The 24,086-nt window shown below is 54.3% G+C and carries 23 protein-coding genes and 2 pseudogenes; 14 read left to right on the plus strand and 11 right to left on the minus strand.

Annotated features, from left to right (window positions below):
* Window positions 1-31 precede the first annotated feature (31 nt).
* From I6L58_RS23015 to I6L58_RS22840, 3 genes and pseudogenes are all read right to left on the minus strand, one after another.
* Window positions 32-338, minus strand: a pseudogene (locus I6L58_RS23015) (tyrosine-type recombinase/integrase); the annotation flags it as partial.
* A gap of 1,329 nt (window positions 339-1,667) precedes the next feature.
* Entirely contained in the window at window positions 1,668-2,204 is a 537-nt protein-coding gene (locus I6L58_RS00920; protein WP_088209182.1) for a GNAT family N-acetyltransferase, read from the minus strand.
* A gap of 115 nt (window positions 2,205-2,319) precedes the next feature.
* Window positions 2,320-2,480: pseudogene (locus I6L58_RS22840) on the minus strand (SOS response-associated peptidase); the annotation flags it as partial.
* 153 nt (window positions 2,481-2,633) lie between these two features.
* Here I6L58_RS22840 and I6L58_RS23090 point away from each other — a divergent pair.
* From I6L58_RS23090 to I6L58_RS00945, 6 genes are all read left to right on the plus strand, one after another.
* Window positions 2,634-3,890: a mechanosensitive ion channel family protein gene (locus I6L58_RS23090; RefSeq protein ID WP_088209181.1), complete on the plus strand. Its 1,257-nt coding sequence runs from the start codon at window positions 2,634-2,636 to the stop codon at window positions 3,888-3,890.
* A gap of 301 nt (window positions 3,891-4,191) precedes the next feature.
* Window positions 4,192-4,323, plus strand: a complete 132-nt coding sequence (locus tag I6L58_RS22855; protein WP_088209180.1) for a hypothetical protein — start codon at window positions 4,192-4,194, stop codon at window positions 4,321-4,323.
* A 317-nt stretch (window positions 4,324-4,640) separates the two neighbouring features.
* Window positions 4,641-5,060, plus strand: coding sequence for a translesion error-prone DNA polymerase V autoproteolytic subunit (locus I6L58_RS00930; RefSeq protein ID WP_006175525.1), 420 nt, complete (start codon window positions 4,641-4,643; stop codon window positions 5,058-5,060).
* Window positions 5,061-5,062: 2 nt separating this feature from the next.
* Window positions 5,063-6,328 carry a Y-family DNA polymerase gene (locus I6L58_RS00935; protein WP_088209179.1) on the plus strand — a complete coding sequence of 422 codons (1,266 nt, stop codon included), beginning with the start codon at window positions 5,063-5,065 and terminating at the stop codon, window positions 6,326-6,328.
* 108 nt (window positions 6,329-6,436) lie between these two features.
* Window positions 6,437-6,634: a hypothetical protein gene (locus tag I6L58_RS00940; protein WP_042319888.1), complete on the plus strand. Its 198-nt coding sequence runs from the start codon at window positions 6,437-6,439 to the stop codon at window positions 6,632-6,634.
* 3 nt (window positions 6,635-6,637) lie between these two features.
* Window positions 6,638-7,054 (plus strand): GFA family protein, encoded by a 417-nt coding sequence (locus tag I6L58_RS00945; protein WP_042319885.1) that lies wholly within the window; start codon window positions 6,638-6,640, stop codon window positions 7,052-7,054.
* On the opposite strand, the gene I6L58_RS22990 is transcribed toward I6L58_RS00945, so the two are convergent.
* The 4 genes from I6L58_RS22990 to nifJ form a co-directional block, all read right to left on the minus strand.
* Entirely contained in the window at window positions 7,051-7,176 is a 126-nt protein-coding gene (locus I6L58_RS22990) for a hypothetical protein (protein ID WP_254915577.1), read from the minus strand. The two genes, I6L58_RS00945 and I6L58_RS22990, sit on opposite strands and share 4 nt — an antisense overlap.
* A gap of 31 nt (window positions 7,177-7,207) precedes the next feature.
* Window positions 7,208-7,420, minus strand: coding sequence for a KTSC domain-containing protein (locus I6L58_RS00950; RefSeq protein ID WP_006175511.1), 213 nt, complete (start codon window positions 7,418-7,420; stop codon window positions 7,208-7,210).
* A gap of 134 nt (window positions 7,421-7,554) precedes the next feature.
* Entirely contained in the window at window positions 7,555-8,664 is a 1,110-nt protein-coding gene (ompC, locus tag I6L58_RS00955) for a porin OmpC (protein WP_006175508.1), read from the minus strand.
* Between the two features lie 389 nt (window positions 8,665-9,053).
* Window positions 9,054-12,578 carry a pyruvate:ferredoxin (flavodoxin) oxidoreductase gene (nifJ, locus tag I6L58_RS00960; RefSeq protein WP_088209178.1) on the minus strand — a complete coding sequence of 1,175 codons (3,525 nt, stop codon included), beginning with the start codon at window positions 12,576-12,578 and terminating at the stop codon, window positions 9,054-9,056.
* 272 nt (window positions 12,579-12,850) lie between these two features.
* Here nifJ and I6L58_RS00965 point away from each other — a divergent pair, with 272 nt between their 5' ends.
* Complete coding sequence (locus tag I6L58_RS00965; RefSeq protein ID WP_042319882.1) at window positions 12,851-13,117, plus strand: putative hemolysin; 267 nt, start codon at window positions 12,851-12,853, stop codon at window positions 13,115-13,117.
* Here I6L58_RS00965 and hslJ read toward each other — a convergent pair whose 3' ends face one another.
* The 4 genes from hslJ to I6L58_RS00985 all read right to left on the minus strand — a co-directional run bounded on the left by hslJ (window position 13,118) and on the right by I6L58_RS00985 (window position 16,219).
* Window positions 13,118-13,555, minus strand: coding sequence for a heat shock protein HslJ (gene hslJ, locus I6L58_RS00970; protein WP_088209177.1), 438 nt, complete (start codon window positions 13,553-13,555; stop codon window positions 13,118-13,120).
* Between the two features lie 125 nt (window positions 13,556-13,680).
* Entirely contained in the window at window positions 13,681-13,809 is a 129-nt protein-coding gene (locus I6L58_RS00975) for a DUF2474 domain-containing protein (protein ID WP_006175504.1), read from the minus strand.
* Window positions 13,809-14,819 (minus strand): cytochrome d ubiquinol oxidase subunit II, encoded by a 1,011-nt coding sequence (gene cydB / locus I6L58_RS00980; protein ID WP_088209176.1) that lies wholly within the window; start codon window positions 14,817-14,819, stop codon window positions 13,809-13,811. Before cydB ends, I6L58_RS00975 begins: the two co-directional genes overlap by 1 nt.
* Window positions 14,819-16,219: a cytochrome ubiquinol oxidase subunit I gene (locus tag I6L58_RS00985; RefSeq protein ID WP_088209175.1), complete on the minus strand. Its 1,401-nt coding sequence runs from the start codon at window positions 16,217-16,219 to the stop codon at window positions 14,819-14,821. Before I6L58_RS00985 ends, cydB begins: the two co-directional genes overlap by 1 nt.
* A gap of 398 nt (window positions 16,220-16,617) precedes the next feature.
* Here I6L58_RS00985 and ymcF point away from each other — a divergent pair, with 398 nt between their 5' ends.
* The 7 genes from ymcF (at window position 16,618) to patD (ending at window position 23,919) form a co-directional block, all read left to right on the plus strand.
* Window positions 16,618-16,806 carry a cold shock small protein YmcF gene (gene ymcF, locus I6L58_RS00990; RefSeq protein ID WP_006175493.1) on the plus strand — a complete coding sequence of 63 codons (189 nt, stop codon included), beginning with the start codon at window positions 16,618-16,620 and terminating at the stop codon, window positions 16,804-16,806.
* Between the two features lie 82 nt (window positions 16,807-16,888).
* Entirely contained in the window at window positions 16,889-18,301 is a 1,413-nt protein-coding gene (locus tag I6L58_RS00995; protein ID WP_006175491.1) for an aminotransferase-like domain-containing protein, read from the plus strand.
* A gap of 248 nt (window positions 18,302-18,549) precedes the next feature.
* Window positions 18,550-19,695, plus strand: a complete 1,146-nt coding sequence (gene ydcS / locus I6L58_RS01000; protein WP_006175490.1) for a putative ABC transporter substrate-binding protein YdcS — start codon at window positions 18,550-18,552, stop codon at window positions 19,693-19,695.
* 16 nt (window positions 19,696-19,711) lie between these two features.
* Window positions 19,712-20,725: an ABC transporter ATP-binding protein gene (locus tag I6L58_RS01005; protein ID WP_088209174.1), complete on the plus strand. Its 1,014-nt coding sequence runs from the start codon at window positions 19,712-19,714 to the stop codon at window positions 20,723-20,725.
* Between the two features lies 1 nt (window position 20,726).
* On the plus strand, window positions 20,727-21,671 hold the full coding sequence (locus tag I6L58_RS01010) for an ABC transporter permease (protein WP_390881711.1): 945 nt from the start codon (window positions 20,727-20,729) through the stop codon (window positions 21,669-21,671).
* The gene (locus I6L58_RS01015; protein WP_058608712.1) at window positions 21,661-22,467 is read left to right on the plus strand and encodes an ABC transporter permease; all 807 of its coding nucleotides are present in this window, start codon (window positions 21,661-21,663) and stop codon (window positions 22,465-22,467) included. Before I6L58_RS01010 ends, I6L58_RS01015 begins: the two co-directional genes overlap by 11 nt.
* Before the next feature lie 24 nt (window positions 22,468-22,491).
* The gene (patD, locus tag I6L58_RS01020) at window positions 22,492-23,919 is read left to right on the plus strand and encodes an aminobutyraldehyde dehydrogenase (RefSeq protein WP_088209173.1); all 1,428 of its coding nucleotides are present in this window, start codon (window positions 22,492-22,494) and stop codon (window positions 23,917-23,919) included.
* Window positions 23,920-24,086 lie beyond the last annotated feature (167 nt).

Below are 24,086 nucleotides of genomic sequence, written 5' to 3' on the forward strand. Positions count from 1 at the left end.
CAGCGTGCCGGCGTGTCGCCTGCTCACCATTTCATTCTTCGATCCACGCACCGTAGACGTCATAAACCCTTTGCGCGTTTTCATGCCCCATCTGGCTGGCTAAAAAGACGGGTTGGCGCTGGCAGATAACATCCAGCAGGCAAAGTATGCCGCGTATGGTACGGATTCCGGCGGCGAATACCAGCACGTTTTACTGCGGGGTTAAATCTGGGGTCGATACTCGATAAAGCGTAGCTGGCATTATGCTCGCCTTCGCGCATCCTGGGCATGAAAACAACGCGCAGGCTTTGATGTTCTACCGCGCCGTACTCTCGACGATGAAAGATAATCCTGGTCTTAGGCGGCCTGTTTACTGTGGATAAGGCCTTTTAGCGACCTGGCATCAATTACACAATCCGCTTGGTTTTTTGCGTGGCCCGCATTCCGAGAAATCGTGAATCACATACCCCTTTGACACCATACACTCTTCTACTTTTTTAGTTCTGGTATCGAGCTGGTCTATCGTCTCGCCGGGCTGAAGGCTGTTACGACGAAACGTGTCATCCCATGAGTTAAGCGAATATTTCTTATCAACGCCGCACTCATATAAATCTTCCCGGCGTTTCTGAACATCGGTATGGCCCATAGTCTGTGGCTTCTGGAATGTTTGAACGTAGGGGAAGAAGTCGTAGTTACTTGAGTCCATATCTGCCACTACACACCCGGTTAACCCAATACAACAGATCAGGCTGAGATGTCTTATCCCGTGCATCGTTTTAATCTCTTCTGCATTTAGTATGAAACCGTTCCGTTGCACGGCTTTCCCTGTTTATAGCATACAGCACTCTGGCGCCTGTGCGCTTACCATTGCCACCGCCATGCTGAGCAATGCTAAGGGTCTGGAAGGGCGACGCTAATTGATTATCTTATTTAATGGATAAAAAACGCCCCCACAAGGAGGGCCAGAGGAGTCTCAGTTCACTTGCTCTTTTTTTTATAGATGTTTCCCTGGAGATGGCATTCTCCAACATCAGAGTCCTGAATAGCCTGGCAGTCAGTCAGTAAACAACAAGCATAAGCGGCAGATATTGGGATTTTCTTTATGGTGAAACGTGGCTGGAACCTCACATCTTAGGCAGGTCCGGGAAGTGACAGTCTTGACATAACTCACCTGTTGGTGGACTCGATAGCGGATATTCCCATTTTTCCAGGCTGTGTCCTGGCTGCCTCAGATGATTTTTATGATATTCCCGGCCTCTTTCAATTTTGTGTAGGTAAAGCCTACCGCCCCATAAAAAGAGACAAAAAGGAATATTAAAGCAAAGAGCATGACGTAGAAGCTGACATCTCCTTTTACCGAAAATTGGTAAATTGCAAAGAAGCAGAGTAAGACGAAGGTCGCCAGCGAGGAGAGCGCGATTGTAGAAAAAATAGAGATCATGAGCGGGTCATCCTGACGTTAGCTTTTGTTAAACCATTCTAACCCCAGCCACGGGTAATACCAACGTCCTGCATTCACTGTGTTTATGGGGTATTGTCGATAAACAATCAAGATGTCAGGTCATGACGACGTTTGAGGGCATGCGTCCCCCCGTGGAAATTTACAGTATCGATGACGTTTTTTGTGACCTAACCTTCAAAATGGCTGTAATTGGTTGTTAAGTATCAAAGTATTAGAGTGAACGTATTCACATTGATAGTTTTAACCATTCACTTTGTGTGAGAGAAAAAAGCTGGCTAGGCGGTGCATCTTTCACATCATGAATCTCTTTTCTGTATTGCATGCCGGCTTTTTGAAGAACTTTCTGCGATGCCACATGATTACCTCTTACTACAGCAGATATCTCAGTCATCCTTAACTCACAAAACCCGAATCTGACAGAGTTTTTCGAGAACTCCGTCGCCAGACCTTTTCCCCATGCCTCTGTGGCAAAACGATATCCTAAGTTATTAATTAATATATCCGCATAACGGTTGATACTCAGACCTCCAAAACCAATGATTCTTTCCGGGCTATCCTTCAAAGAGATTGCCCAGTTTCCAAAACTGTGAGTTTCCCAGTGGTTAATCCAGCGAGCTAAAACAGTGTGTGCATGCTGTATGTTAGGATATGGCCCTGCCGGATTAAAGGTGTTTGTAGCCGGGTCACCATAAATTCTGAAAAGGTCATCCAGGTCAGATTTAGTTACAGGACGAAGATACAGTCGGGTGGAGTAGAGTTGCAAAACATTATTCCCTAATAAAGAGTTGATTAGCATAGTTGGATAACTGTTTTTATAGTAAGGGAAAAGTAGGTTTGCAACACCTCACGCGTCATTTGCCATACAGAGTTGTTGGCAATAGTTGCTTGTCACGTTCGTTTAGCAGCAGGAATTTGGTTCCCGGAGCGACGCTGTACCGGCCGACAGGTTCCGGGGCTTAAGCAATGTCGCGATCGTCTTCGTCGGCCAGGTACGCCAGATACTGTCACGGGTTTGTGCGTGCGCAAAACCCCCACACAGAGAAAGGGGAGTCGGCTTTGCGTTGACATGACCACGGCCAGGCCATGGACTTGGCTGTCCGGGTTATGTCATGATGCACATTAGTTAAATTTTTGTATAATTAGATGCAGGTTAACGTAGAGACGAATGGCTTGTATGTTCAGGGGATGAATAGTGGCGTATCTGGATTATCTATTAACGTTTATTGAAAGCAATCCGGCGCTGGCTATTGGTTTCAACCTGGTTCTGCTGATTATATCCGGGTTTTTCGCACACCTGATGTGCAAATTCCTTTTGATTAAGATCGTCAGACGTGTATTTTTTGCAAGCCATAAACAGGACGTACCGCTCGAGAAAGATCGTCGCATTGCCGAAAAGCTTTCCAATTTCGTTCCAGTGCTCATCGTTTATTATGTTCTGCAGTTTATGCCGAATATGCCCGCGTCGTTGGTCACGGCCATAAACACCATCTGCGGAATATTGTTCTTTGTCTTTTCGTCGGTGTTTTTCAATGAGATGCTGGATATCGTTAACAGCTCTTATTTACGAAAAACCAAACGCAAAAATCACTCTATAAAAGGCTACATCCAGATAGGGAAGATTTTGGTTCACATCATCGCCGCGATTATGATACTCGCGGTGATGTCGAACAAATCGCCTGCCATCATTATTTCCAGCCTCGGTGCGGTCGCCGCGGTACTCATGTTAGTGTTTCAGCATACGCTGCTTTCGCTTGTGGCAAACGTCCAGCTCTCCTCAAATGACGTTCTCCAGCTGGGAGACTGGATTGAGATGCCGGATAAAAACCTGAGCGGGGAAGTGACTGACATTGCGCTCCACACCATTACGATCCGCAACTGGGATAACACCATCTCACGTATCCCGACGAAAAACTTTCTGACGGAAACCTACACCAACTGGCAGGCGATGTTTTCGTCCGGCGCGCGCCGAATTATGCGCAGCACAACCATCGACCAGCACTCGGTGACCTTTCTTTCTCAGGACGTTCTGGCCCCGATGCTGACAATCCGCGGCGTGAGCGAACCGCTGGCGAAACTGATCGACGGGCGCGATCCCATGGGGATTGCCGACAGTTGGTTTGTTGAAAATGGACTGACGAATTTAACGCTATTTCGCCATTATTTGATGGCCTATCTTGCTGAAAGACCAGATATTATTAAAGACATGTACATCGTTGTGAGGACACTCAAGCCCTCGCCATCTGGCATCCCGCTGGAAATATATTGCTTTACCACCTCCACGCTGTGGATGGATTATGAAAATACGCAATCCGCTATTTTTGAATATATCACTGCGGTTGTCGGGAAATTCTCGCTTCGTTTATATCAGTATCCGGCCGGTCACGATTTCTGGCGCTTATCTCAGGAAAGCCATGCGCAAAAAAGCGCGCTCCCGCCAGGTGAGGGGTAATTATTTCAGGATTAACCTGTAATAACGCAATAGCACGAATTGTACGAAATAAGTCGCCTTTAAATTCAACGGCATGAACAATAACGCGCTCTCGCCTCGCTCGAAGGATAGGTTAACCCGGCTTATAGTTACAGGGCAGCCTTCTGCTGCGTACATTTCGGAGTGTCAAATGAAAGCCACGATATCAAACGTCAACAAAGAGCAACCTAAGCAACCGGCCAAGTCGCCGAAAGACGATCAAGGCAAACAACAACCAAGCAAAGGCAAATAAGCCCACTTTTCCCTGTTCGACGGAGGCTGTATGGCTGAACGTCCTGATTTGATTGATCCCATCCCTGAGGATGAGCCGATTCCTGGTGACGATGTACCGGATGTCCCTGATGTGAATGATCCTCTGGCACCGGAAGACCCGGATGTTAAGAGACCGCTGTAATACTGTTCGCATCTCAACCGCCTCACGGGGCGGTTTTTTGTGGGTGAAATTCAAAGATAAACGTTCTTTAAAACGGTGAAATAACACAACCAGGGCCTTAGCTTTTATGCGATATAGATCATTTCCGGCCAGGAAAATGATTTAATTTTGTTCGCCTGAACCACCAATGAAAAAATTTACAATGCCTAACTTTGCAGGGCTAATAGAAACTTACAAACGAAATGATGAAGCTTTGTACAGTTGCGTCATGCCTCACCCCTTGCAGACAACCCCGCTTAAAACTACTGTATATAAAAACAGTATCGGAGGTGAGCAATATGGAATTCTTAAGACCGGCAGAGTTACGGGAAATTATCGGCATCCCCCTTTTCAGCGATCTTGTTCAGTGCGGGTTCCCAAGCCCGGCCGCTGATTATGTTGAGCAACGCATCGATCTCAATGAGCTACTGGTTTCCCATCCCAGCTCGACCTATTTCGTGAAAGCCGCAGGCGATTCAATGATAGAGGCAGGAATTGGTCACGGTGACCTGCTGGTGGTAGACAGTTCCCTGAACGCGGAGCATGGCGATATCGTCATTGCCGCCGTTGAGGGTGAATTTACCGTTAAACGCCTTCAGCTGCGCCCGACGGTTCAGCTTAACCCCATGAACAGCGCCTACAGTCCAATCATCGTGGGCAGTGAAGACACGCTGGATATTTTTGGTGTGGTGACCTTTATCGTTAAATCAGCGAGCTGAATATGTTTGCACTCTGTGATGTGAATTCTTTCTACGCATCATGCGAAACCGTATTCAGGCCTGATCTGAAAGGGCGCCCGGTGGTCGTTCTTTCAAATAACGATGGCTGCGTCATTGCGCGCAGCGCCGAAGCTAAACCCCTGGTGGTTATGGGCGAGCCCTATTTCAAGCAGAAAGAGGCATTCAGGCGGCATGGTATTGTTGCGTTCAGCAGTAATTACGAGCTTTACGCTGACATGTCGCACCGGGTGATGACCACCCTGGAAGAACTCGCTCCGCGCGTGGAAATTTACAGTATTGACGAGGCCTTTTGCGATCTGACCGGCGTCCAGCACTGCTGCGACCTTACCGAGTTTGGGAAACGCATCCGGGAAACGGTGCTCAAGCGGACCCATCTGACGGTGGGGGTCGGCATTGCACAAACCAAGACGTTGGCAAAACTGGCCAACCACGCGGCAAAGAAATGGCAGCGGCAAACCGGCGGGGTTGTCGATCTCTCAAACGTCGCCCGCCAGCGTCGGCTGCTGGCTTTGTTGCCCGTCGAAGATGTCTGGGGAGTGGGGCGGCGTATCAGCAAGAAGCTCAACGCGATGGGCATCAACACGGCACTGGATCTTGCCGGGCAAAGCACCTGGATTATCAGAAAACACTTCAATGTTGTGCTTGAGCGTACGGTGCGCGAGCTGCGCGGTGAACCCTGCCTCGAACTCGAAGAGTTTGCGCCGGTTAAACAGGAAATTGTGTGCAGCCGTTCATTCGGCGAACGTATCTCCGACTATGAGCAGGTGCGCCAGGCTATCTGCGCCTACGCCGCCCGCGGCGCGGAAAAGCTACGCGGCGAGCACCAGTATTGCCGCTATATCTCCGCCTTTTTGAAGACATCACCATTTGCCATCAACGAAACGTATTACGGTAACAGCGCTTCTGTGAAGCTACTCACACCCACGCAGGACAGCCGGGATATTATAAACGCGGCGTCGAAGTGTCTGGACGTTATCTGGCGGGAGGGACGCCGGTACCAGAAGGCGGGCATTATGCTCGGCGATTTTTCCAGCCGGGGTATTGCTCAGCTTAACCTCTTTGATGAGAGCGCCCCCCGCGCCGACAGCGAGAGGTTAATGGCGCTTCTGGACACGCTGAATGCGAAAGAGGGCAAAGGCACACTTTACTTTGCCGGTCAGGGCATCCAGCAGCCGTGGCAAATGAAGCGTGAGATGCTTTCACCGCGATACACCACGCGCATTTCAGACGTCTTGAGAGTTAAGTGATTCATTGCATACGTTTTTATATTGCTACCACGCGGTCTGTGGCAGCGATTATCAGCGCATTTTACAACGTGCCTGCTACGCTTTTGAGAAGGATCAGGGATCATGAGCATGAAGAATAAAGACGAACAAACAGGATTAGTCGGTCTGGCGATTGGCGCAGCGGTCATCGGGTTGGTCTCAGCGCAGCAACACATCAATCGTGACAGTATCATCAACGAGTTGCTCAGGCTCGGCAGGCAGAAGGGCGATGGCGTCGAAGACGACGTGTTCGTGAAGGCCGCTGAACTGGTCAGAAAAGGGGTATAGAAGATGGCTGAAATTCGTCATGCACAGTGTCACTGCGGCGCGGTGGCATTTACCGTTGAACTGACGGACGGGTTTAATACCGCCCGCCGTTGCAGCTGCTCGTATTGTCGAATGCGCGGCGCAATAGCGGTGTCCGCCCCGTTATCGGGGATCACCGTGACCAAAGGGGAAGACACGCTCACCGAATACCGGTTCAATACCGGTACGGCACGACATTTCTTTTGCTCGGTCTGTGGGATTTACACTTTCCATCAGCGACGTTCCAATCCGAACCAGTACGGCGTTAACGTGGCGTGCTTTGAAAACGTCTCGCCTTTTGATTTCGCGGAGGTCGTGGTCATGGACGGCGTTAATCACCCGCTGGATGGGGACAGTGGAGTGTATGGCTATCTGTCGTTTCGTCAAAAAGAGGCTGACTAATTTTGATCCAGAGCGTTTAGCCATTCGCTCAGATGGCCCATCACACCGCCAAAATCAAAAATTAGCGCTATCCAGATACAGCCTAACAGGGCAAGCAGAGCCAGAGAGAGTCGGGTGAACACGCACCTATCCTTATACGTCGCAGACACGCCGTTACTGTACTCTGGTCTCTTTAAACTTGCCCTTAACGACGCCGTCATAAAAGCGGCCTTTTGAGACAACGCTCAAAAAATCAGAAAAAATGCGGGCGGGGACGCGCTGATACTGCAGCGTTTTGCGATCGCGAAAGCGGATTTCAAGCGTGGCGCTTTTTTCGTCGTAGGCAACAGAGGCAATACGTGATGATTTTACAGGATGATGAACCATGGAGTTGCCCCTTACCGCAGTGACAGTAGGGTCATCATCTTACAGGAGGGCGCAACTGCGCAAGTTGAAAGTATTATGACGTTTTCCGTTAAAAAGCTAAAAAACAGGCCCGCCAGACAGGCGGGCCTGAGTCATTAGAACTGGTAAACCAGACCTAACGCCACAACATCGTCGGTACCGATGCCGTTGTTTTTATAGAATTGATCGTCTTCATCCAGCAGGTTGATTTTATAATCAACGTAGGTGGACATATTTTTGTTGAAGTAATATGTCGCGCCGACGTCAGCATATTTAACCAGATCCTGATCGTCCTGGCCGTTGCCCAGGTCTTTACCTTTAGATTGCAGGTAAGAAATTGCCGGGCGCAGACCGAAATCAAACTGATACTGTGCGGTCACTTCAAAGTTTTGCGTTTTATTTGCCACAGCGGCGTCATTATCACCGTAAGGCGTCATATTACGCGTTTCAGAATACATGGCCGCGAGATAAATATTATTCGCGTCATATTTCAGGCCAGCGGTCCACGCATCGGCTTTATCGCCACCCGCAGTGGTTTTAGTCACCTGATCGTTGGTACGGTCAGATGAGGCGTAAGCCGCACCCGCGCTGAAGCCCATACCGAAATCATAGGTTGTGGAGATACCGAAGCCGTCACCGTTTTCATGGCGGGTATCGCGGCCATTGTTGGTGCCTTCCTGATTGTTGCTGGCGTCTTCGTTATTGCCCTGGTACTGCAGCGCAAAGTTCAGACCCTGCACCAGACCATAGAAGTCGGTGTTACGGTAGGTCGCCACGCCGTTAGCGCGGTTAGTCATAAAGTTATCGGCCTTGCTGTAGGAGTCGCCGCCGAACTCTGGCAGCATGTCGGTCCAGCCTTCCACGTCGTACAGCACGCCGTAGTTACGCCCATAATCGAATGAGCCGTAGTCACCTGCTTTGACACCGGCAAACGCCAGACGCGTCCAGGACTGGTTGTCAGAGCCTTCGGTGTTGTTCGCCTGAATGTTGTATTCCCACTGGGCATAGCCGGTCAGCAGGTCGTTAATCTGGGTTTCACCTTTGAAGCCCAGACGCATATACGTCTGGTCGCCGTCGGCACCCTGGTCATCAGAGAAGTAGTGCAGGCCATCGACTTTTCCGTACAGATCGAGCTTGTTACCATCTTTATTATAAATTTCTGCTGCATGTGCTGCGCCAGCCATTAACAGCGCTGGAATCATCAGTGCCAGTACTTTTCTTTGCATTTTGGTTTTTCCTTTGCAAATTTTTTATTTAATTACTACGTGAACTTTCCTGCATGGAAAGAGGTCTCATGCTAAATCAGTCTTACAGACGAGTAATAAAATATAATTGTTACCAGGTGAGAATTATCTAAAGTAAATAATGCAAAGGAAATGGTGATTTGTTTTGTGAATGATTTAATTGAAATCATACAAAATTAAAATTATTAATTATCAGAAAAAACAGGTACTCTTTGCGCTGTTATATGCCTTTAAGATTCTTCATCCATAATTTCCATGAATATCTTTGGCTGAATTAAACGGATATTCATCGATAATCTGGATTAGCCCGATGCGAATGCATCGGGCTTTTTTTATGGCAAAAAAATGCCCGGACGTGCCGGGCAGAGGAGTTACTCGCTGGTCGATTTTTCCGCTTTCCCGGCCATCTGCGCCAGGAAGTCATAGCGTTTTTGCAGGTCGGCCGCGGCATCTTTCCACAGCTGCTCTGCAACGTCAGGCTGCTGGGCGTTAAGACGACGGAAGCGTTGCTCCTGCATCAGCGTCTCGGCGAGCGCATCTGACGGCGGACGTGAATCCAGCGCCAGCGGCAGTTTGCCTTCGTCTGCACGACGCGGATCGAACCGGTACAGCGGCCAGAAACCGGTCGCGGTGAGCTGGCGCATTTGATCGTGGCTCAGGGCCAGATCATAGCCATGCTCTTCGCACGGGCTGTAGGCGATAATCAGCGATGGCCCCGGATAGGCCTCCGCTTCCTGAATCGCTTTCACCGTCTGGTTCAGCTGCGCGCCGAGCGAAATTTGCGCGACGTAGACGTGGCCGTACATCATCATGCTGACGCCGAGATCTTTACGCGCCTTGCGTTTACCGTGTTCGCCAAACTTCGTCACCGCGCCGAGCGGGGTCGCTTTCGAGGCCTGTCCACCCGTGTTGGAGTAACACTGGGTATCAAGCACCAGAATGTTGACGTTTTCGGTCAGGCTCAGAACGTGGTCCAGCCCGCCAAACCCAATATCGTAAGCCCAGCCGTCACCGCCAATCAGCCAGATAGATTTCTCAACCAGCGCGTCAGCATCGGTCAGCAGCTGCTCGGTGCCTTCAGTGCCCTGAAGAGCGTTACGCAGCGCCGCCACCTGCTCGCGACGCACTTCAGGCGTGGCTTCCGCGTGCAGGGCCTCGTTCAGCTCTGCCGGTATTTTATCGGCAAACTGCGACAGGAGGCGCATCACGCGCGCGCGGTGCTGATCGACGGTTAAGCGGAAGCCCAGGCCAAATTCGGCGTTATCTTCAAACAGCGAGTTTGCCCATGCCGGACCGCGACCGTTAGCGTCGGTGGTGTAAGGGGTGGACGGCAGGTTGCCGCCGTAGATAGAAGAACAGCCGGTCGCGTTCGCAATCAGCATGCGGTCGCCATAGAGCTGCGTCAGCAGCTTGATGTACGGCGTTTCGCCACAGCCGGAGCAGGCGCCGGAGTATTCAAACAGCGGGGTAATCAGCTGCGAGGTGCGGATATCAATACGCTCCAGCTTGCTGCGATCGATCTCCGGCAGATTGAGGAAGAAGTCGTAATTCACTTTCTCTTCTTCAACGTGTTCCAGACGCGACATCATATTGATGGCTTTGATTTCCGGGTTCTGACGATCTTTCGCCGGGCACACCTCAACGCACAGATTACAGCCGGTGCAATCTTCCGGGGCGACCTGAAGGACATATTTCTGGCCGCGCATATCGCGGGACTTCACATCCAGCGAGTGCAGGCTGGCCGGTGCCGCTTCCATGTCCTGCGGAGAGACCACCTTGGCGCGGATTGCCGAGTGCGGGCATGCCGCCACGCAGTGGTTACACTGGGTACACAGCTCCTCTTTCCAGATTGGGATCTCTTCGGCGATGTTGCGTTTTTCCCAGCGCGTGGTGCCCAGCGGCCAGGTGCCGTCCGGCGGCAGCGCCGAGACGGGGAGGGCATCGCCAAGTCCGGCCAGCATCGCCGCCGTGACGGTTTTGACGAAATCCGGTGCGGCGTCAGAAACCACCGGTGGACGGTTCGGGCTGTCGGCGTTTACCGGCTGCAGCGGAACCTCAAACAACGATTCGCGTGCCAGCGCCAGCGCCTGCCAGTTGCGTTCAACCAGCTCCTGCCCCTTGCTGCTGTAGCTTTTGGCGATCGCTCCCTGCAGTTCCATCAGGGCGCTATCGCCCGGAAGAATATGGGTCAGGTGGAAGAAGGCCATCTGCATCACGGTGTTAATACGCGCCGCCAGGCCGCATTCACGGGCAATCTTCGCCGCGTTAATCACAAACAGTCGGGCTTTTTTCTGGTTCAGCACCGCCTGCACTTCCTGAGGCAGGCGCGCCCAGACTTCATCCACGCTGTACGGGGTGTTGATCAGGAAAATACCGCCGGGCTTCAGGCGCTCGGCCATCTGGTATTTGTCGATAAACTGCAGCTGGTGGCAGCCCACAAAATCGGCCTGGGAGATAAGGTACGCCGAGCGGATAGGGCGCTCGCTGACGCGCAGGTGCGATACGGTCAGGCCGCCGGCTTTCTTGGAGTCATAGACAAAATACCCCTGCGCATACCAGGGCGTCGAATTGCCGATGATCTTGATATTGTTCTTGGTCGCAGAGACGCTGCCGTCGCTGCCTAAACCATAGAACAGCGCTTCGAGCTTCGCACCCGAAGGCAGCGTGTTCTCCGGCAGCGCCAGCGAAAGGTTGGTCACGTCATCATAGATACCGACCGTGAAGCGGGGTTTTGGCTTCGCGGCAGCCAGCTCGTTAAACACCGCCAGCACGCAGTCCGGACCGAACTCTTTCGAGGAAAGACCGTAGCGGCCGCCGATGACGCGCGGCAATGTTTCACGTTCGCCGTTGTTAAAGGCTTCTGCCAGGGCAGTCATAACGTCCAGGTAGAGCGGTTCTGCGTGAGCACCCGGCTCTTTGGTGCGGTCAAGTACCGCCACGCTGCGCGCGCTTTCCGGCAGGGCCGCAAGCAGATGTTTCGCCGAGAACGGGCGGTAAAGGCGCACTTTCAGCACGCCCACTTTTTCGCCGCGCGTCAGCAGTTCATCCACCACCTCTTCGCAGGTGCCAATGGCGGATCCCATCAGCACAATAACGCGCTCCGCCTGCGGATGGCCGTAATATTCGAACGGTTTATAGTCGCGACCGGTGGCGGCGCTGAAGTCGTTCATCGCCTGCTCGACGTGATCGTATACCGCGTTGTACCACGGGTTGGTTGCCTCGCGGGACTGGAAATAGGTGTCCGGGTTCGCGGACGTGCCGCGGATCACCGGGTGCTCCGGGTTTAAGGCGCGGGCGCGATGCGCGTCGATCTCCGCCTGCGGCAGCAGGTTGCGAATAGTGTCGTCCGCCAGCGGGACGATTTTATTGATTTCGTGCGAGGTGCGGAAACCATCAAAGAAATGAATAAACGGCACGCGGCTTTTGAGGGTCGCGATATGCGAAATCAGCGCAAAATCCTGCGCTTCCTGCACGCTGCTGGCGCACAGCATGGCGCAGCCGGTCTGGCGCACGGCCATCACGTCTGAATGATCGCCAAAAATGGAGAGGGCGTGGGTGGCAACCGTCCGCGCGGCGACGTGGAGGACAAACGGGGTCAACTGGCCCGCCAGCTTGTAAAGCGTGGGGATCATCAGCAGCAAGCCCTGAGACGACGTAAAGGACGTCGACAAGGCCCCGGTCTGCAGCGCGCCGTGCACCGCGGCAATCGCCCCGGCTTCTGACTGCATTTCCACGACGCGAGGGACATCGCCCCAGACGTTTTTTAACCCATTGCCAGCCCAAGCATCAGCCTGCTCAGCCATCGTTGAACTTGGCGTAATCGGGTAGATGGCGATAACTTCGCTGGTGCGGAACGCGACGGACGCAACTGCACCATTACCGTCAATAGTTTGCATAGGACAACACCCTTACATTGCGCAAAAAAGAGGGACCCGTGAAACGGCGACGAGCCCAGATAATTATCTCCCTATTTTAGCAAAGGTCGGATTTTACGATTTTCGCTTTTGTGTCCTCGATATTCCCTTCATCAATGAGTAGATCAATATTTGGGTGAAAAAATTGCGAGAAATTGTTTCCAGGGCGCATAAATACGCACATCCGCTCTCGACGATACGGCGCACGATGCCTATTATGCATAGGTTTCGCTTAATCTAAGGGGGGAGAGAGTATGCGTTCAGCATTTTGGGTAGGGTGTGCCGCGTTAGTGTTATCGGCGTGCAGTAATGAACCTGTTCAGCAGGCGACGGCGGCGCACGTTACGCCAGGAATGAAAGCGGCGATGTCCAGTTCAGGACAGGCCAACTGCGCGATGATCGGCGGTTCACTGTCCGTTGCCCGCCAGCTGGACGGGACGGCGATGGGGATGTGTGCGCTACCCAATGGCAAACGGTGCAGCGAGCAGTCGCTTGCCGTGGGTTCATGCGGTAACTACTGATTATTCAACCCGCTTAAACATCAGCGTTTTTTCTGCTGTCGCCAGCGTTAACTGGTCTTCCGTCAGGTCGACCTGCGCGCCTTTGCGCAGCATATCGCTGAGCGTCTGATCCAGCGCGTTCAGCTGCGGCTCGGTGCACAGCTTGCGGGTCATGGCCAGGTTTTTGACCTTAAGCTCGCCTTCGGATAATTTCCCCTGGCCGTTGAAGCTGTTACACATCACGCCGGAGACGGCGATATTGTTGATCAGACTGATGTCAGGCTGAGCGCTGAAACGAATTTCAGGCGGCGTTGCCTTGCTGGTGACCGCTTTGCCGTCAATATTTTCCAGAACAAAGCGATGAGTCTTAAGCTGGTCGGGCTGAACAGAGGCTTTGCCCGGGTTAACACAGCCTGCCAGCGCCAGGCTCAGTAAACTTACTGCAACGATCTTTTTCATTTTTCTTCTCGAACTATCAATGCGATGAATCTTTTCACAGTGTAACCATAAGCCCTGACGTGTTAATGGGGTTTATCTGAAAGTGCGAGAAGAGGCCGGGCTATGCGCTGCACCCGGCCTGAAAACTAATGTGATTTAAAGCCCGCCGCGGTCATCAGCATGCGGAAGAACATGCTGACGCACGCCAGCGCCAGTACGCTTCCACCCCAGATAATGACCAGCCACAGCAGTCGCTTCCAGACAGGTTGTTGCATCAGTGATAACCCTCCCCATGCTGAACTTTCCCGCGAAAAACGTAATAACTCCAGAAGGTATAAACAAGGATAACAGGTATGATCAATAGCGCACCTACCAGCATAAAGCCCTGACTTTGCGCGGGGGCGGCAGCCTGCCAGAGGGTGATGGATGGCGGGATAATGTGCGGCCAGATGCTGATCCCAAGCCCACTGAACCCCAGAAAAATCAGCCCAAGCGTCAGGATGAACGGACGGCTATGGCTGTCATCATTGTTCAGGCAGCGCCACTGAAGCACGCTCAGCAGAAGCACCAGCGCCGGAACGGGCAGCAGGAACCAGAGGTTCGGCAAAGAGAACCATCGCGCGGCAATGGCGGGATAGGACAGCGGCGTCCAGACGCTAACCGCAGCGATAATCGCCAGGAGTGCTATCAGCAAGCGTTTCGACAGCTGACGCATGCGGCGCTGCAGGGCATGTTCACTTTTCATCACCAGCCAGGTCGAGCCTAGCAGCGCGTAGGCCACCACAAGCCCCACGCCGCAAAAGAGGGTAAACCCGGTTAACCAGTCAAACGGCCCGCCGCTGTAGGCGCGTCCGGTCACGGCAAAGCCGTTAATGACCGCGCCCACCGTGATGCCCTGCGTAAAGGTCGCCAGAATCGACCCGCCGATAAAGGCTTTATCCCAGAACGGACGATGGGCCGGCGTCGCTTTAAAGCGAAACTCAAAGGCCACGCCGCGAAAAATAAGCCCGATCAGCATTAACGTCAGAGGAATGGTGAGGGCGTCGATAATCACCGCATAGGCCAGCGGGAACGCGCCGAACAGCGCCGCGCCGCCCAGCACCAGCCAGGTTTCATTTCCGTCCCAGACCGGCGCAACGGTATTGACCATCACGTCGCGATCGTCCGCGTCCGGTATCGCCGGAAACAGAATGCCTATCCCCAAATCAAAGCCGTCCATAACGATATACATCAGGGTGGCGAAGACAATGATGACAAACCAGATAAGGGAGAGATCGATACCCATTATGGCTGCTCCTTATGTTCAGTCGTAACCGCCGACAGCGGGCGGGAAGGGCGTCCGTCAGACTCCGTAGCGAACGATTCATGGGGCTGAGGTCCTTTCTTTATCAGCCGCACCATATAGCTGTAACCCACGCCAAACACCGAGGTATAGACGATGAAGAAGGCCAGCAGACTCACGCTCATATGCAGATCGCCATGGGCAGAAACCGCATCCCTGGTGCGCTGAAGCCCGTAAACCACCCACGGCTGGCGGCCCACCTCGGTGGTGACCCATCCGGCCAGGATCGCAACCAGCCCGGATGGCCCCATCAGTAGGGCAAACCACAGGAACGGACGCGAGGTATACAGCCGCTTTTTGTAACGCAGCCACAGCGCCGCCACGCCCAGCAAGAGCATCAACATCCCTAGACCGGCCATAATGCGGAAAGACCAAAAAACGATGGTGGAATTAGGTCGGTCTTCTTTTGGGAACGATTTGAGGGCCGGAACCTGTTTATCCAGACTGTGCGTCAGGATCAGGCTGCCGAGCGCCGGGATCGCCAGGCCAAAACGCGTGCGCTCCTGCTCCATATCCGGCCAGCCAAACAGCAGCAGCGGCGTTGGCTCACCCGGCGGATTTTCCCAGTGTCCTTCGATGGCGGCAATTTTGGCAGGCTGGTGCTTAAGGGTGTTAAGCCCGTGCATATCGCCCACCAGCGCCTGAATGGGCGCGACAATCAGGGTCATCCACAGCGCCATCGAGAACATTGCGCGAATGGCGGGGGTAGCGTTGCCGCGCAGCAAATGCCATGCGGCAGACGCGCCAACAAACAGCGCGCTGCTGAGGAACGCGGCGATAGACATATGCAGCAGACGATAGGGGAAGGAGGGGTTAAAGACCACGGCAAACCAGTCGACCGGCACCACCTGGCCGTTGACGATCTCATAGCCCTGCGGCGTCTGCATCCAGCTGTTCGAGGAGAGGATCCAGAAGGTAGAGATAATGGTCCCTAAAGCCACCATGCAGGTGGCAAAAAAGTGCAGCCCGGGCCCGACTTTATTCCAGCCAAACAGCATCACGCCGAGGAAACCGGCCTCAAGGAAGAAGGCGGTCAGCACTTCATAGGTGAGCAGCGGCCCGGTAATACTGCCGGCAAACTGCGAGAACCCGCTCCAGTTGGTGCCAAACTGGTATGCCATTACCAACCCGGAGACCACGCCCATACCGAAGTTAACGGCAAAGATCTTCGACCAGAAATGGTACAACGCACGCCAGACCGGATTTTTTGTTCTCAGCCACAGGCCTTCCAGCACGGCGAGATAGCTCGCCAGGCCAATGGTGATCGCCGGGAATATAATGTGAAAGGATACGGTAAAGGCAAACTGTATCCGCGCCAGGTGAAAAGCATCTAAACCAAACATGCACAGCCTCAATGTCAATCGGTGTACTGTTATGGTATAGGGCGGGAAAGAACACTGTCAGACGCAGAAAAGTGAAATTTATGTATAACAGTTTATGAAAATAAGATGTTTTTCGAATCTGATATACTGTGCTTTAACGTATAAAAGAGTCGTTTTTATAAATTTAATGCATTAAACCGCTTGCTTTGTCGTCAACCTCGTGCGTTAATGGTCTTCTGGTTTGGAAACCGAATAAATATCTGACGTAGTTTTATAAAAGCAGTTCTCATCACGTTGTGCCTCTCCGCAGCCTCTCTTGGGTCTTTTTCTACACTCCGATTAGCTTTTTGTTTCAGACCACTCTATCGCCTGAAAGGCCCATTAGCACTTTACGTATTTTACGTTTACAGGAGAATCTTATGATTTCTTATATCCATTTCCGCTGCCCATGCTGTCATGGCTCGCAGTACCGCACCTCAGCTTTTGATGTGTCTGATAAAAACCCGTACGGCGCAAAATGCATTTTTTGCAAATCGTCGATGATTACGCTGGACCACCTGGCCGCTGCGCACGCCGCACAGAGCCATGTGACTGAGTACCGTAAATAATCAACCTCGCTGACCATAACAGTTAGCAAAATCTTCTCTTTTTCTCCTGCTGATATACACTGTCGGCAATAAGGAGAATCTGATGAAAAAATACCAGCGTCTGGCGCAACAAATCATCTCGCAGATTGAGCTTGGCGTATGGTTGCCGGGCGATAAGCTGCCTTCTCTGCGAGAGCAGGTCGCCAGCAGCGGCATGAGTTTTATGACCGTGGGTCACGCGTATCAGATGCTGGAAAGCCAGGGGCGCATTGTCGCCAGGCCGCAGTCGGGCTACTACGTTGCCTCGCGCCCGACCGCACAGCAGCCAGCCCCTCCGGCTCAGGTGATGCGCGACGAAGTGGTCGACATTAACACCTACATCTTCGACGTGCTTCAGGCCAGCCGCGACCCGTCCGTCGTCCCCTTTGCCTCTGCGTTTCCCGATCCCCGTCTGTTCCCGCTCCAGCAGCTCAACCGCTCACTGGCTAACGTCGGCAAAACCGCCACGGCGATGAGCGTGATTGAAAACCTGCCGCCCGGTAACGTGGACTTACGTCACGCTATTGCCCGCCGCTATGCGCAGCAGGGGATGAACATCTCGCCGGACGAGATTGTGATTACCGCTGGCGCACTCGAAGCGCTCAATCTCAGCTTGCAGGCGGTGACGGAGCCGGGCGACTGGGTGATCGTCGAAAACCCCTGTTTCTACGGCGCGCTGCAGGCGCTGGAACGCCTGAAGCTCAAGGCGTTGTCTATCGCAACAGACGTCCGGGAAGGCATCGATCTCAATGCGCTGGAGCAGGCGCTGAATGAGTATCCGGTCAAAGCCTGCTGGCTGATGACCAACAGCCAGAACCCGCTGGGATTTACCCTCACTGCCGATAAAAAGGCGCAGCTCGTGGCCCTGCTGACGAAGCACAACGTCACGCTGATAGAAGACGATGTCTACAGCGAACTCTATTTTGGCCGCGAAAAACCGCTCCCCGCAAAAGCGTGGGATCGTCAGGATATGACGCTACACTGCTCCTCGTTTTCGAAATGTCTGGTGGCGGGATTTCGCATTGGCTGGGTGGCCGCGGGGAAACATGCGCGCCGCATTCAACACCTGCAGCTGATGAGTACCTTATCCACCAGCTCACCGATGCAGCTGGCGCTGGTGGACTACCTGGCGACCAAGCGCTACGACGCTCACCTGCGCCGCCTTCGACGCACGCTTGCCGAGCGCAAACAGCAGGCCTGGCAGGCGCTGTTGCGCCACATGCCCGCGGGCGTCAAAATCCATCACAGCGACAGCGGCTATTTTTTGTGGCTCGAACTGCCCGCGCAGCTTGACGCAGGCTTACTAAGCGAGAAGGCGTTAACCCACCATATCAGCATCGCCCCGGGGAAGATGTTTTCTACCTCCGACGTCTGGACGCCGTTCTTCCGTTTTAATACCTCCTGGACGTGGGGCGAGCGGGAAGAGCAGGCCGTTATCCAGCTGGGAACGCTGATTAGCGACATGCTGGACGCCTGATTTTCGCCTCTCCTGCGGTCTGCCCGGTGACGCACTCGCCGGGCTGTATCATAGGAAATCCGCATACCACCTCCCAACGCTAACCCCTTGTCTATAATCCAGTTAACGGGGAATGCGCCCTCGGTCACACCTTGATGAAAATTCCTTAAGCCGCGCGGTGCGGCGCATTTGCGCGGTCTACGTTTAGTTAAGGAGATATTTTTACGGCACGGCTGCCGCTAAATTTCATTGCGACAGGAGTAAATCGAATGAGCAAGAATTTTGCCCGCAGCAGCCTGTGCGCGCTTGGCATGACGATCATGACAGCGCAAGCCGCCGAGCCACCTAAAGCCATTGGCGACGGGGAAGGCCGACTGGATATCATTGCCTGGCCGGGGTATATCGAACGCGGTCAGACGGATAAAAACTATGACTGGGTTACGCAGTTCGAAAAAGAGACTGGGTGTGCGGTTAACGTAAAAACGGCGGCCACGTCAGATGAGATGGTCAGCCTGATGGCGAAAGGGGGCTACGATCTGGTGACGGCCTCGGGTGATGCCTCGCTGCGCCTGATTATGGGCAAACGCGTTCAGGCGATTAACCCCGATCTGATCCCGAACTGGAAAACAATCGACCCGCGAATGGTGAAAGGCGAATGGTTTAACGTTGGCGGTAAGGCCTACGGCACGCCGTATCAGTGGGGGCCGAACCTGCTGATGTACAACACCAAAACCTTTCCCACGCCGCCGGACAGCTGGAACGTGGTCTTCGTAAAACAGGATCTGCCGGACGGTAAAACCAATCAGGGCCGGGTCCAGGCCTATGATGGCCCAATCTATATTGCCGACGCGGCGCTGTTCGTTAAAGCTACCCAGCCTGCGCTCGGCATCACCGATCCGTACCAGCTCACGGAAACCCAGTATGCCGCCGTGCTTAACGTATTGCGGGACCAGCATGCGCTGATCCACCGCTACTGGCATGACACCACCGTACAGATGAGCGATTTCAAAAACGAAGGCGTGGTGGCGTCCAGCGCGTGGCCGTATCAGGCAAATGCCCTGAAAGCGGAAAACCAGCCGATCGCTACCGTCTTCCCGAAAGAGGGCGTCACCGGCTGGGCGGATACCACCATGCTCCACGCCCAGGCGAAACACCCAATGTGCGCGTACAAATGGATGAACTGGTCGTTAACGCCAAAAGTGCAGGGCGATCTGGCGGCATGGTTCGGTTCGCTGCCGGTCGTGGCGGAAGGCTGTAAGGCCAGTACGCTGTTGGGCGAGAAAGGCTGCGAAACCAACGGTTATAACAACTTCGACAAAATCATGTTCTGGAAAACTCCGGTGGCGCAGGGGGGCAAGTTTGTGCCGTACAGCCGCTGGACGCAGGATTACATCGCCATCATGGGCGGGCGTTAATTGCCGGGAGCAGAACATGACGTACGCGGTAGAGTTCACTGACGTTTCCCGCCTGTACGGTGACGTACGGGCGGTGGATGGGGTCACCATTGGCATTCATGACGGAGAGTTTTTCTCAATGCTGGGGCCGTCTGGCTCCGGCAAAACCACCTGCCTGCGCCTGATTGCCGGGTTTGAGCAACTCAGCGGCGGCAAAATCACTCTCTTCGGCAAAGAGGCCAGCGAACTTCCGCCATGGGAGCGAGATGTGAACACGGTGTTCCAGGACTACGCGCTGTTCCCGCATATGTCGATCCTCGATAACGTGGCCTACGGCCTGATGGTGAAGGGCATCGACAAAAAAACGCGACACGCGCGGGCAAACGAGGCGCTGGAAAAGGTCGGTTTAGGTTTTGCCCTTGCCCGCAGACCGTCGCAACTCTCGGGCGGCCAGCGTCAGCGCGTGGCGATTGCGCGTGCGCTGGTCAACGAGCCTCGCGTATTACTGCTGGATGAGCCGCTCGGGGCGCTGGATCTGAAGCTGCGCGAGCAGATGCAGTTTGAGCTGAAAAAACTGCAGCAGGAACTCGGTATCACCTTCATTTTTGTCACGCACGATCAGGGTGAGGCCCTGTCGATGTCCGACCGCGTGGCGGTGTTTAACAATGGGCGTATCGAGCAGGTAGATACCCCGCATGCGCTCTATATGCGCCCGCGCACGCCGTTTGTCGCCGGTTTCGTCGGCACCTCAAATGTGTTCGATGCGGGCATCGCCCGTCGCGTCTGTGGTATGGAGGGTATGTACTCGCTGCGCCCGGAACATATTCGTCTCAATCAGGGCGGAGAAGTTCAGGTTCAGGGCGTGGTACAGGCGGTACAGTATCAGGGGGCGGCAACCCGCGTGGAGCTTGCGCTGGCAGATGGCGCAAAGCTGCTGGTCAGCCAGGCGAACCTCAGCGGTGGGATCTTACCGTCGGGCGTTGAACCCGGCCAGCAGGTGCTGGCATCCTGGTCGCGCGAGGCCATGGTGCGTCTGAATGAGGAGCGGTGAAATGGAGATGCGCGTTTCACCTGCGCCCGGGCCGCACGGCACCCTGCGCCGTATCACCGCGCTGTTCTGGCGCAAACCCGCATTAGGGCTGTTCCTGCTGCTCCTTGCCCCGCTGATGTGGTTCGGCATTATCTATTTAGGCTCGCTGCTTACGCTGCTGTGGCAGGGGTTCTATACCTTCGATGACTTCACGATGTCGGTCACGCCGGACCTGACGCTTGCGAACATTCAGGCGCTGTTCAACCCGGCAAACTACGACATCATCCTGCGAACGCTGGCGATGGCTATCGCCGTTACCCTTGCCAGCGCGATCCTGGCCTTCCCGATGGCCTGGTACATGGCGCGCTATACCCGCGGCAAATGGAAAGCGTTTTTCTATATTGCGGTGATGCTGCCGATGTGGGCCAGCTATATCGTCAAAGCCTACGCGTGGACGCTGCTGCTGGCGAAAGATGGTGTCGCACAGTGGTTTCTTGGTCATATGGGGCTGGAGCCGGTGTTGATGTCGATCCTCACCCTCCCGGCGATTGGCGGCAATACGCTGTCGACTTCCGGGTTGGGGCGTTTTCTGGTGTTCGTCTACATCTGGCTGCCGTTTATGATTTTGCCGGTGCAGGCTGCGCTGGAGCGTTTACCTGCGTCATTGCTGCAGGCCTCTGCCGATTTGGGCGCGCGTCCGCGTCAGACGTTCCGCTACGTCGTATTTCCGCTGGCCATACCCGGTATTGCGGCCGGGTCGATATTTACCTTTTCGCTGACGCTCGGTGATTTTATTGTGCCACAGCTGGTCGGCCCGCCGGGATACTTCATTGGCAATATGGTCTATTCCCAGCAGGGGGCGATCGGCAATATGCCGATGGCGGCGGCATTTACGCTGGTACCGATTGTGCTGATTTCTCTCTATCTGGCGTTTGTGAAACGCCTGGGAGCGTTCGATGCACTCTGAGCGCGCACCGCTGTTCCTGAAAATTGCTGCGTGGGGTGGGGTGATCTTTCTCCACTTCCCGCTGCTGATCATCGCCATCTATGCGTTTAATACCGAAGACGCAGCCTTCAGTTTCCCGCCGCGCGGCTTGACGCTGAAGTGGTTTAGCGTAGCTGCATCGCGCGGAGATATCATTGATTCCGTGACGTTGTCACTTCAAATCGCCGCCATGTCGACGGCTATTGCGCTGGTGCTGGGCACGCTGGCGGCCGCGGCGCTGTGGCGCAGCACATTTTTTGGCAAAAACGCCATCTCGCTGTTGCTGCTGCTACCCATTGCCCTGCCGGGGATCATCACCGGCCTGGCGCTGCTGACGGCGTTCAAAACCATCAATCTTGAACCCGGATTTTTCACGATCGTTGTCGGACACGCCACCTTCTGCGTGGTGGTGGTATTTAACAACGTGATCGCCCGGTTCCGTCGTACCTCCTGGAGCCTGGTCGAAGCCTCGATGGATTTAGGGGCCGACGGCTGGCAAACCTTCCGCTACGTGGTGCTCCCCAATTTAGGGTCTGCGCTGCTGGCAGGGGGGATGCTGGCCTTTGCCCTGTCGTTTGATGAAATTATCGTCACAACATTCACCGCGGGGCATGAGCGCACGCTGCCGCTGTGGTTGCTCAACCAGCTTGGACGTCCGCGCGATGTGCCGGTCACCAACGTGGTTGCGCTGCTGGTGATGCTGGTGACGACTCTCCCCATTCTGGGAGCCTGGTGGCTCACCCGCGACGGCGAGACTGTCGCCGGTGGCGGAAAATAACGTCGATTTCAACAGGACAATGCTATGCAAAAACAACTGCTGATAAAGGGTGAACTGGTTAACGGCGAAGGGGAAAAGCAGCCGGTGTATAACCCCGCCACGGGGGCGGTGCTGCTTGAGATCGCCGAGGCGTCTGCTGCTCAGGTCGATGCAGCCGTTCAGGCAGCCGATGAGGCTTTCGACACCTGGGGGCAAACCACACCAAAGACCCGTGCCGAGTGTTTACTTAAGCTGGCGGATGCCATCGAGGCGAATGCGGATGAGTTTGCGCGTCTCGAATCGCTTAACTGCGGGAAGCCGCTGCACTGCGCGCGCGGGGATGAAATCCCGGCGGTGGTGGATGTGTTCCGCTTCTTTGCCGGTGCGGCGCGCTGTCTGAACGGTCTGGCAGCCGGAGAGTATCTTGAAGGGCACACCTCCATGATCCGCCGCGATCCGGTGGGCGTCGTGGCCTCGATTGCCCCCTGGAACTACCCGCTGATGATGGCGGCCTGGAAGCTGGCCCCGGCGCTGGCCGCAGGGAACTGCGTGGTGATCAAGCCCTCGGAAATCACACCGCTGACGGCATTGAAGCTGGGCGAACTGGCGAAAGATATCTTCCCGGCCGGGGTGCTCAACGTGCTGTTTGGCCGGGGGAAAACCGTTGGCGACCCGCTCACCGGACACGAAAAAGTGCGTATGGTCTCGCTTACCGGATCAATTGCAACCGGAGAGCACATCATCAGCCGTACGGCCTCCTCGATTAAGCGCACGCACATGGAGCTGGGTGGAAAAGCGCCGGTTATTGTGTTTGACGATGCGGATCTGGATGCGGTGGTAGAAGGCGTGCGCACCTTTGGCTTCTACAATGCCGGGCAGGACTGTACGGCGGCGTGCCGGATCTACGCCCAAAAGGGAATTTATCCCGCACTGGTGGAGAAACTGGGCAAAGCCGTTGCCAGCCTGAAGATGGGCGCGCCCGAGGCTGGATCCACAGAGCTTGGCCCGCTCAGCTCAGACGCGCACCTGGCCCGCGTCTGCAAGGCCGTTGATGAAGCGAAAGCGCTCAGCCATATCAGCGTCGTCACAGGGGGCAGTAAACGTGACGGGGCAGGCTATTACTTTGAACCGACCCTGCTGGCCGGGGCAAAGCAGGAGGACGCCATTGTGCAGCGCGAAGTCTTTGGGCCGGTGGTGAGCGTCACCGAGTTTGACGACGAGGCGCAGGTCCTGGCCTGGGCCAACGCTTCGCAATACGGTCTGGCATCGTCCGTCTGGACAAAAGATGTGGGCCGCGCCCATAGGCTGAGCGCAAGGCTGCAGTACGGCTGCACCTGGGTCAATACCCACTTTATGCTGGTAAGCGAAATGCCGCACGGCGGGATGAAGCTCTCAGGCTACGGGAAAGATATGTCGGTATACGGGCTGGAGGATTATACGGTTGTCCGGCATGTCATGATAAAACACGACTAAATTAAGCGCCGCGCTGATGTGAAATAGCATTTGAGCGGCGCATCTTTTTTTGATCTTGCGCATTGCTGTATACATTAAAGATATCTACTGTCTGCACGCCATTTTCGGCATAATAATTTAATGACAGTAGGTTTCTGTGAATAAAATATTCGCATTATTTTTGGTGT

This window comes from Enterobacter cancerogenus (genome assembly GCF_019047785.1).
Lineage (GTDB): Bacteria > Pseudomonadota > Gammaproteobacteria > Enterobacterales > Enterobacteriaceae > Enterobacter > Enterobacter cancerogenus.